The 8,479-nt window shown below is 48.5% G+C and carries 8 protein-coding genes and 1 pseudogene; 5 read left to right on the forward strand and 4 right to left on the reverse strand.

From position 1 onward, the window contains the following. Positions 1 to 222 precede the first annotated feature (222 nt). Both mltF and BZG81_RS15705 read left to right on the forward strand, forming a co-directional pair. The gene (gene mltF / locus BZG81_RS08170; RefSeq protein ID WP_077660450.1) at positions 223 to 1,731 is read left to right on the forward strand and encodes a membrane-bound lytic murein transglycosylase MltF; all 1,509 of its coding nucleotides are present in this window, start codon (positions 223 to 225) and stop codon (positions 1,729 to 1,731) included. 7 nt (positions 1,732 to 1,738) lie between these two features. Beyond that, positions 1,739 to 1,900 carry a hypothetical protein gene (locus BZG81_RS15705; RefSeq protein WP_021023011.1) on the forward strand — a complete coding sequence of 54 codons (162 nt, stop codon included), beginning with the start codon at positions 1,739 to 1,741 and terminating at the stop codon, positions 1,898 to 1,900. On the opposite strand, the gene tadA is transcribed toward BZG81_RS15705, so the two are convergent. Together tadA and BZG81_RS08180 are read right to left on the reverse strand one after the other, a co-directional pair. Further along, complete coding sequence (tadA, locus tag BZG81_RS08175) at positions 1,897 to 2,442, reverse strand: tRNA adenosine(34) deaminase TadA (RefSeq protein ID WP_021023010.1); 546 nt, start codon at positions 2,440 to 2,442, stop codon at positions 1,897 to 1,899. The genes BZG81_RS15705 and tadA overlap by 4 nt on opposite strands. Positions 2,443 to 2,560: 118 nt before the next feature. Continuing rightward, the gene (locus BZG81_RS08180; RefSeq protein ID WP_241827373.1) at positions 2,561 to 4,075 is read right to left on the reverse strand and encodes an AbgT family transporter; all 1,515 of its coding nucleotides are present in this window, start codon (positions 4,073 to 4,075) and stop codon (positions 2,561 to 2,563) included. Positions 4,076 to 4,425: 350 nt separating this feature from the next. Here BZG81_RS08180 and BZG81_RS08185 point away from each other — a divergent pair, with 350 nt between their 5' ends. Continuing rightward, a complete protein-coding gene (locus tag BZG81_RS08185) occupies positions 4,426 to 5,286 on the forward strand; it encodes a pirin family protein (protein ID WP_077677143.1) in 861 nt (286 codons plus the stop codon). 82 nt (positions 5,287 to 5,368) lie between these two features. On the opposite strand, the gene BZG81_RS08190 is transcribed toward BZG81_RS08185, so the two are convergent. Together BZG81_RS08190 and BZG81_RS08195 are read right to left on the reverse strand one after the other, a co-directional pair. Beyond that, positions 5,369 to 6,202 carry a hypothetical protein gene (locus BZG81_RS08190; protein WP_077677144.1) on the reverse strand — a complete coding sequence of 278 codons (834 nt, stop codon included), beginning with the start codon at positions 6,200 to 6,202 and terminating at the stop codon, positions 5,369 to 5,371. Further along, positions 6,156 to 7,154 carry a type IV toxin-antitoxin system AbiEi family antitoxin gene (locus BZG81_RS08195; RefSeq protein ID WP_077677146.1) on the reverse strand — a complete coding sequence of 333 codons (999 nt, stop codon included), beginning with the start codon at positions 7,152 to 7,154 and terminating at the stop codon, positions 6,156 to 6,158. Before BZG81_RS08195 ends, BZG81_RS08190 begins: the two co-directional genes overlap by 47 nt. Positions 7,155 to 7,254: 100 nt before the next feature. Between BZG81_RS08195 and BZG81_RS15485 the strand changes: the two are divergent. Then, a pseudogene (locus tag BZG81_RS15485) lies at positions 7,255 to 7,368 on the forward strand (IS5/IS1182 family transposase); the annotation flags it as partial. A 626-nt stretch (positions 7,369 to 7,994) separates the two neighbouring features. After that, positions 7,995 to 8,479: Pycsar system effector family protein (locus BZG81_RS08200; RefSeq protein WP_077677145.1), on the forward strand; the 485-nt coding region annotated here is incomplete at its 3' end.

Consider the following 8,479-nt stretch of genomic DNA (forward strand, 5'->3'; position numbering starts at 1 on the left):
CGTTTTCGCTGGCCTTTTAAGCAGACGGCGGCCATTATAGGGCAAAATCCTTAGCGACAACACACCTGACGCAACCGTTTGCGCAAAAAATTTTCCCTCTATCCGTATCCAACCTATTCACGTAGAATGTGGCGTCTATCGATCATCGCTAGCACTACCACGCTAGCCAGCAACTGCGAGCGACAGCCTTTGATACAGCGTGACTTTTCTCTGAAATCATGGATGACTAGCCTTGTCGTGCTGGTAGTTAGCCTGGTATTAACGGGGTGTGATTGGCACTTCGACGATCGCACCGTACTGGAAAAAATCCGCGACCGCGGCGTGCTAAGAGTCGGAACACTCAATAACGAACTTTCTTATTATATTGGTCCCGATGGCCCGACCGGGCTTGATTACGAACTTGCATCACGTTTTGCTGACAAGCTTGGCGTAAAGCTGGAAATGGTGCCGACCTATACGTTATCCGGCCTCTTTCCTGCATTAGAGCGCGGTGATGTCGATTTAATTGCTGCAGGACTCACCATTACCGACCAACGCTTGGCCCAATTTCGCCCCGGCCCCGCCTACTATTTTGTCAGCCAACAAGTGGTGTATAAAAAGGGACATTGGCGCCCTCGCGATGTTGGCGATTTTAACCGCGAGAACGCGGTAATGGCGGTAGTGGAAGGTTCGAGTCACGATCTCACCTTACAATCGCTTAAAAACGATCACCCCGATTTAAGCTGGAAAGTTGTGCAAGACGCCGACGACGATGAACTGCTTAAACAGGTTGCAGACGGTGATATCGATTTTACCATTGCCGACTCCGTCGATATTGCCTTAATGCAACGCACCCAACCTGATATTGCCGTCGCCATGGCTCTGAGTGAAGATGAGCCCGTCGCCTGGTTTATGAAAAAACAGGGCGACAGCAGCGCCTATGCCCTGATGGTGAATTTTTTTGGTGAGCTGAACCAAACCGGTGACTTGGCAATTTTAGAAGAAAAGTATTTTGGCCACGTGAATCAATTTGATTACGTTGATACCCGCGCATTTTTGCGCGCCATAGAAAGCAAACTCCCGCAGTGGGAGCACCTTTTCAAAAAGCATGCAAACGATTTTGATTGGCGCCTGCTTGCTGCCTTGTCGTATCAAGAATCACACTGGAATCCACGCGCCATATCTCCCACAGGGGTACGTGGGATGATGATGCTGACGTTACCGACCGCTAAATCCGTCGGCGTGCGCAACCGTCTGGATCCAGAACAAAGCATCAAAGGCGGCTCACTCTACCTGCAGCGTATGCTCGACCGGATTCCCGACAGTGTTAACCCACACGAGCGGATTTGGTTTGCTTTCGCCTCTTATAACATTGGCTTTGGTCATATGATGGATGCGCGGCGACTCACTGAAGCGCAAGGCGCCAATCCTAACTCGTGGAGTGATGTGAAACAGCGCCTTCCCTTGCTCGCTAAGCGCCAATATTACACGCAAACACGATACGGCTATGCACGTGGCTATGAAGCGCTAAGCTATGTTGAGAATATTCGCCGTTATTATCAGAGTATTCTAGGCTATGAAAAAGCACATATAGAGTCGCTGGACAGTCAGCAAGTCGAATCGCTCGGTGGGCTGCAAACCATCATTGCGCCCGAGCCATCCTCCGAGCAAGTTGCTGAACCAGCACCGGATACTACGCCAGAGGGCTCTGAACAAAACCCAATATCGCAATCAGAAAAGCAACCGCAATGAGGATCCTATGGTGCCAAAAAAACGGCTGGTGAAACAAAGCTTTCGTAAAAACAATATTTCATCGGCCAACCGTCGCAAGCGCATGCGCCAAAATATGCACAAGAAAGTACTATGGCGCCAACGCGCGTTTGCAATTCGTGAGTTTGCCGCGTTTGATGAGGCGTTTTAAGACGCTTGGTCTGAATCAGACGACACAATAGAGGCCTCACCACGGGCTGTCTTTTTTGCAGCCTTTTTTTCAGCACGACGACGGCGGAAAAACGCTTGCAGTTGCGCACGGCACTCAGCCTCTAATACCCCACCCTCGCTTTGCACATGATGATTTACCTCTTCATAACTGAGTAGGTTCATCACCGAGCCAGCCGCGCCGGTTTTGGGATCCGGCGCGCCAAAATACACCTTTCTGACACGGCCATGCACCATCGCCGCCGCACACATCGGGCACGGTTCGAGTGTCACATAAAGATCCGCGTCTAATAGGCGATAATTACCCAGCACTTGGCCGGCTTGGCGTAAGGCCATCACTTCGGCATGGGCAGTGGCATCATGCTGGGTAATGGTTCGGTTCCACCCTGTGCCCACAACCTCACCTTGATACACCACCACGGCGCCGACAGGCACTTCACCTTCTTGCTCAGCATTGTCGGCCAGTGTGATCGCCTGGCGCATATAAACGTCGTGAATCGTATCCGACGTTTGTGGCTCGTTCATTCCAACCTCGATTTATTGGCTATGTAATTCATCGCTAGTATACGACACAAATAAGCCGGCTCGAAGGCCGGCTTGTGTCTGCAACGTCATGATAGACGATACGCGCTCTATGTGACCGTTATTGCACCAGATACTGATAGCTTGCTTGAATACCCAGTGGCAATCCGAATGCCCAGTACGCTAGCAAGAACAAGGTCCAGCCCACCAGCATGGTCAATGAATAAGGGATCATCATTGACGCCACGGTGCCAATGCCTGTTGCTTTGACATAGCGCTGGCAATACACCACAACGAGTGGGAAGAACACCATTAATGGCGAGATAATGTTCGAAACGGAATCACCGACACGATAGGCCGCTTGTGACAATTCAGGGGAAATACCGACAACCATCAGCATTGGCACCAAAATCGGTCCAATCAGACCCCATTTCGCTGACGCAGAACCGATTAACAGGTTCACGAGTGCGGTGAGCAAAATCATCCCCACAATCGTCATCTCACCTGGCAGGTTCATTGACTGCAATAGCTCCGCGCCATTCAGCGCTAACAAGGTACCAATATTTGATTGGGTGAATGCGGCTAAGAATTGCGCACAGAAAAATGCCATCACCATATAAGCGCCCATGGTCGCCATGGTGTCAGACATGGATTTAATCACATCTTGGCTGGTTTTAAAGGTGCCTGCGGTTTTGCCATACACAATGCCTGGAATAATAAACAGCACAAAAATGAGCGGCACGATCGATTGCATAATCGGTGCATCAAAGGCGGTGAGCTCGCCCGCCGGTGAACGAAGCGGCGAGGCTTCCGGCCATGAGGCCGCCACCAGCGCGGCAATCCCGGCCAGCATCGCCAATCCGGCACGGTTAAAGGCTTTACCTTCAATGGTGGTGAATGAGCCCAGATCAGGCGCCTCTTCGGCATCCTCATCAATCGGTGTGCGATTTAAGCGTGGCTCGACAATTTTCTCAGTCACAAACCAGCCCAGCGCCACGATTAAAATAGACGACAAGCCCGTAAAGTAGATGTTAGCGAGGGGATTAACTTGGTAGCTGTCATCCAACACGTGTGCGGCCGACTCGGTAAAGCCTGCCAGCAAAGGATCAATGCCAGACGGAATAAAGTTGGCCGAGAAGCCTCCCGACACCCCAGCAAAAGCGGCGGCAATCCCCGCTAGCGGATGACGCCCCGCCGCGTGGAAGATAATCCCGCCGAGTGGGATCACCAGTACATAGCCTGCATCCGCCGCCGTGTGTGACACGATCGCCACCAAAATCAGCATGGGTGTGAGTGCTTGCTTCGGCGTCACACTCAGCATTTTCTTCAAGCCAGTGGTGATAAAGCCGGATTGATCAGCCACTCCCACGCCTAACATCGCAACCAGTACAATCCCAAGCGGCGCAAAACCTGTAAAAGTGTCAACCATATTGGCTAAAAAGTGGGCGAGCGCAGTACCGGTAAGAAGGTTTTTGACTTGGACGGTGTCCCCGGTCAATGGGTGAACAGAATTAAACGTGATTTGTGACAAGAGAGCGGAGAGCACCCAAACCGTCACCAGGCCCCAGAAAAACAATAAGGCAGGATCTGGGATCCGGTTACCCGCACGCTCTATCATATTTAAAAACCGATCCATGCCGCGCGGTCGGCCTGTATCGGTTGCTGGGTTAATGTGTTGACTCACTGGGAACTCCATTATTTTCGATGTTGTGTTTTGGCTTACCTGATCCAGCAGGCTTTAATGACAATAAAATGACAAATTATCGCCAGTAAAGCAAAAATCAGCATAGTTAGCCATAAGTAAGCCAGTTAACCCAATGTTAAATTCCTTTAAAGTTAGAAAAGCAGCACAAAAAACGGATGCTTACAGACAGCAATGAAACATTTAGAAACAAAAACCCCGCTAGCGAGGAATAGGAGTGTTGATCCTTAGCACTCTGCAGCAGCGACGATATAATGGAGGGACATCAATGGTAGGAGAGCACCATGAAATCCATTTCGCGTATTACTAAAGCCCCTGCAGCACACTGGGTAGGCAATGGTTTCCCAGCCCGTTCGCTATTTTCCTATCACCATCAAGCGGAGGAGATGAGCCCCTTTTTACTGCTGGACTATGCCGGTCCAATGCACTTTCCTGCCGATGGCGTGAAGCGAGGGGTGGGTGAACACCCCCATCGCGGCTTTGAAACCGTGACCATTGTGTATCAAGGCGAAGTAGAGCATCGTGACTCCACCGGTAAAGGCGGCGTGATTGGCCCCGGGGATGTGCAGTGGATGACCGCAGGCAGCGGCATTATGCATGAGGAATTTCATTCCAGAGCGTTCAGCCACACTGGCGGCGAGCTGCAAATGGTGCAGCTGTGGGTTAACCTTCCCAAACAAGACAAAATGACCGACCCAAGTTATCAAGGCATTCAAAAAGCCGATATCCCCGAGGTTACCCTGGCCGATAAAGCGGGCACCTTACGGGTCATTGCCGGTGAGTTTGACGGTTATCAGGGGCCGGCCAAAACCTTCAGCCCGATGCAGGTTTGGGATATACGGCTAAACGCTGACGGGAAAACGCAGCTTACGCTCCCCCAAGACTGGACCTCCGCGATGGTGGTGCTGGAAGGCAACGTCAGTATCAACGGCGCCGACCCAATTGGCGACGCCGATATGGCACTGCTTAGCCGCCAAGGCCGCGAAGTCGCATTGCACGCCTCACAAGATAGCGTAATTTTGCTACTCAGTGGCGAGCCCATCACCGATCCCATCGTCGGTCATGGCCCCTTTGTGATGAATACCAAGCAAGAGATTTTGCAAGCGTTCAACGATCTGCAAGCAGGCAAATTCGGGCAGCTGTAGAAACTGAACCTGGACCGCTGTTATCCGCGAATACCAATAAAAAAGTCCGCCATTTCGCGGACTTTGTTTTTTGAAACTGTTCTTACAACTCTAGCCCTGCCCAAAAGTCATTTTGCAGCTGCTCTATCCTCTCATAACTACAAAAGTTCTGACTTCTGAACTGAGCCCTGACCAGTCCATCGATATCAGCTGCCAATGTGGTAATACGGCTGATGGTCTCCGGATTGGTAGCAGGCTCAGATAAAATCATTCTCAAATCGTATCCGAGCAAGAAGGCCCCTTGCCGCTCGGTATCATACTCTAAGCGCTCTGCTGGGATATACGGCTCCCACAAACGATCCGCCTGAACATGCTGATACTCAAGAAGAATGGTTAGAAAGTCAGATGCGTCTTTGCTGCTCTCGTTACTCCGCTCCTGCCAGGCAATCAGTTTTAGCAAAGTCAGTCCGGCTAGTGACGCAACTTTGATAATACCGCCCTGCCCTAGGTCTATTGATAGAGCGGCATCGTAAGCTTCCTGAAATCCAGCTACCGTCATGGTGACAGCATGCTCGGGTGGCCATTGTATTTCACCTGCTTCATCGGCGATGGCACCAAAGGGAATAATATCAATTGGCAAACCACTGTCAGAATCTTTAAGCCGATGCGCTTTATTGGTTGCGCTTAATCCGGCATCCAGCAAAGCCTGCTTTACACTGGCGAACGCGTCCCAATCCGGTATCAGAATGCCGGTATCAATATCCCGAGTCTGACGGCCCGGGTCACGGCCAAACACATGATACAAAACGAGATCTCTTGCCGTTGCCCCAGCAACAAAAAATGGTACTCCAGTTTGCTGAGTTGTGCGGGTGATCAGTGTCAGTACAGGCTCAAACCCAGGTTTCAGGGAGTGTTTTAAGCTGTAGATATTGCTCATTGATGCGTTCGGCAACCTCCTTGTTTCGGCTATCTCTGCTTGCAAGCAGCTCAGCAACAGCCAGCAATGCCTTGGCATTGATATTGATATCCAGCGCCTGTCCCCAGAATGCAGGCACTACCCAAAGTCTGCCGGAAGCGTCTGGCTTTGCCTTGATCAGCGCAAGCTTTTTTTGCAGTGGCTCTAAGGTAAAGAGCTGWAACTCATAAGGCTGTAAATAGCGTGTCAGTTCATCGGCAGCGACTTCTCCCCCCCAGCAATCCTTGGATGTTAAAGGGATGTCTCGCCAATCATCCGGCGCAACTAATTTTAGCCCTCCGAGCTTTGGCCTAAGCACGGTACGATAGTGTTCAATCCAGATCTGATAAAGGGCCTCTTTATCCAAAATGCGACGAGTACGACCAAGACTAACAAGCTTCTCGGCTTCTAAGTATTTAAACCCCTTACTCACCATACCTAATGAGATATTCGCCATCTCGGCTATGGTTCGAAACGGCAGATGCAACACATCTTCCTGAACCAACAAAGCAAACAACAGCTTCATAAAACCTAACCCCGGCTTTGCCGGCTGTGGAATTGCGAGGTGGTTTTCAGTGAGATTTTTGCCCTCAATCCATAGATTCAGCCCGTCATAGCTCAAGCGAGCATTACCGGCCTCATCAATAAAATTGATCGCGTTCTTGGTGCAAAAATCGGCGAGATGAGTCGTCAGTCTGTTACACACCAACAAAGTGTCTGAGCGAGCAGCACCTAGGAGTGCTGATAGGCTCTCTTTACGGTGGATACGCTTTATTTCAGTGCTAAACAAATAGCGTTGGCCGTGCACTGTCAGAGTCACCTCAGCATCGGTGTAAGGCTCACCATCTGGCTTAGGATCGAAAGAGTACTCCCCTTCAATATGCGAAGGCAGATTATCCAAAGCTCGCATTAGTAGTGTCGAGTTCTCGTTCACACCCAAATACCGTTCATGAATCATGAACAAATAATAGTCGTGAACATGAAATTCTGCAAGATAAGCGGAGAGCTTGAGTGAAGCAGGCACCGGTTAGCGTAACGCGCGACTGAAACTGCGTGATTACAATGCACAAGTTGGCGAAGCACTAGCCAACGTGAAAGTGATGAATAAAGCCATAAGGCTCGGTATGCCTGTTAGGCACCAAGTTTAGCGATAAAAATTATTGCTTATAGATCAATATATTAAATGATCACCTTATCAGCAGAATCCCTCTAGTAAGTCGTTTGAGCAATGAAATGACCTGTTCGCTGACTTAATAATTACCGCAGCTGCGATTGTTCGGATGGTGTGACATGCGACCACCTTTCATAGTGAAAGCAAAAGCTACAGACGCAAAATATCAATGGAGGGATAAGTAATTAGGAATCGGGGTTAAACGGTCATAATAATTGACGTTATACGCGAGTTTCGCACTTCGCAGTTGAATTCGGATACATTTTTCTATTATGTTAAAAATGTTTATGAGGACTCGATAGAGCTAAAGGGTGAAACAGAAAAACTCATTAATGAAGCAGCAGTGAGCTTGACTGGAGCTGGTACAACTCTTAGAGCAGGTGATGTCGGAAAACTGTGAGATATAGTCCGCCACATGGCTGACTCACGAGTAACTGATAGTAGGAAGCGGATGCCAGTTCTTAAGAAAAAAGGTTTTAATCAGAGCCAGATCGCAGAACAGCTGACGAAGATTTAAGGTATATCAATCTCATACCAGGCGGTATCAAAAACGTAAATAATATTCATGATTTTTTTCAACTTAAAAACCATTAGGAATAGAAAATGTCAGAAGAAAAAGAAAAAGACAAACAAAGCTTTTTATTTGAAGTACTAAAAAGATATGACCACTACATTGCAACCACTAACTTCAAAGTGGCTTTATTGATGTCTTTCATAGGAATTGTCGTTTTCGGGATATCTTCAAAAGCAATAGATCAAGACCTAAGTAAACTTAGCAGCCACACTTTGTACTTTTTTATAGCAATTGTTGCAGCAWCTATAATTTCAGCAATTATTTCAGCAACTTATCTTTTAAAGGTTGTTTACCCAAATTCATCAAATGAAAACCTAGATAAGAAGTCTCTTATTTTCTATGGGGATGTATCTAGCTGTGAAAACGGGTCTGACGGTTATTCTAAAAAAATAAAAGAGATTAACCAAAACGAAATAAACGACGACCTTGCAAAACAAACGTTTATACTCGCAGAAATAGTCTCAAAAAAATTTGAAACTTTAAAAAAAGCAGTAAATATTATAATAAGATTCAC

Source organism: Salinivibrio sp. MA607 (assembly GCF_001996245.1).
GTDB classification, from domain to species: Bacteria; Pseudomonadota; Gammaproteobacteria; order Enterobacterales; family Vibrionaceae; genus Salinivibrio; species Salinivibrio costicola.

Coding starts and splice junctions, on each gene's coding strand:
- BZG81_RS08180 (WP_241827373.1), bottom strand. CDS start 4,075: ATGGATCGGTTTTTAAATATGATAGAGCGTGCGGGTAACCGGATCCCA.
- BZG81_RS15705 (WP_021023011.1), top strand. CDS start 1,739: ATGGTGCCAAAAAAACGGCTGGTGAAACAAAGCTTTCGTAAAAACAAT.
- BZG81_RS08185 (WP_077677143.1), top strand. CDS start 4,426: ATGAAATCCATTTCGCGTATTACTAAAGCCCCTGCAGCACACTGGGTA.
- BZG81_RS08190 (WP_077677144.1), bottom strand. CDS start 6,202: ATGAGCAATATCTACAGCTTAAAACACTCCCTGAAACCTGGGTTTGAG.
- tadA (WP_021023010.1), bottom strand. CDS start 2,442: ATGAACGAGCCACAAACGTCGGATACGATTCACGACGTTTATATGCGC.
- mltF (WP_077660450.1), top strand. CDS start 223: ATGACTAGCCTTGTCGTGCTGGTAGTTAGCCTGGTATTAACGGGGTGT.